Genomic DNA, 739 nt, shown 5'->3' with positions numbered 1-739 from the left:
GGCCCGACCCCGGTGTCACGGCGGCCGTGCGCGCCGCCCACCAGGCGGCCTTCGGCGCCGCCCGCGTCACCGGCTGGCCCGCGTCGTCGGCGACGGAGGACTTCCCACTGCTCACCGGCGCGGGCGGCCATCTGCACGGGCGGCCCGGCATCCGGGGTGCCTACTGGATGCTCGGCTCGGTCGGCCCCACCCAGTGGGCGGCGGCCCCCGGCACCGGGCCCGCCGAGAAGTTCCGCGGCCTGCCCCACAACCACTCCCCCCGCTACCTCCCCAGCGTCCGCCTCACCCTGGACACCGGCACGGCCGCCCTGGTCACGGCCGCGCTGGCCCAACTGCACCCGGCGCCCGTGGCTGAGCGGCGCCCGCCCGGAGACGCCGGCCCCGCCGGAGAACCTGGTGGCAAAGACCCGTACCGTGCGGGGTGAACCGTGTTGACCGCACAGCCGGTTCGTGCGGTCCCGCTGCGGGGGCCGGTACGCGTTCTCATCGCCAGGAGGTTTCCCGGGTGACCAGTCGGCTGGTACTCGTCTCGCCCGCCATCGGACCCGCGCTGCGGGAGGCCCGGTTCTACGACGGGTCCTCGTCCGTCGACGAGGCGGGAGCCGATCGGGCGCGGGCGGCGGCCGGGGCCTTGCCGGAGGCCGCGCGGGTGGTGCTGTCCCCCGGTGCGCGGTGCCGGGACACGGCCGAGGCGCTGGGGCTGCGGGGCGTTGCGGCGGCGGAACTCGCGCCGCTGGAC

At 77.7% G+C, this 739-nt stretch carries 2 pseudogenes; both read left to right on the top strand.

The features are described from left to right. A pseudogene (locus GT030_RS21940) lies at positions 1-425 on the top strand (amidohydrolase); the annotation flags it as partial. 80 nt (positions 426-505) lie between these two features. Beyond that, positions 506-739 (top strand): annotated as a pseudogene (locus GT030_RS21935) (histidine phosphatase family protein); the annotation flags it as partial.

This window comes from Streptomyces sp. SID1328 (assembly GCF_009865595.1).
Classification (GTDB): Bacteria; Actinomycetota; Actinomycetes; order Streptomycetales; family Streptomycetaceae; genus Streptomyces; species Streptomyces griseoluteus.
This window is presented reverse-complemented; position numbering and strand designations above follow the sequence as displayed.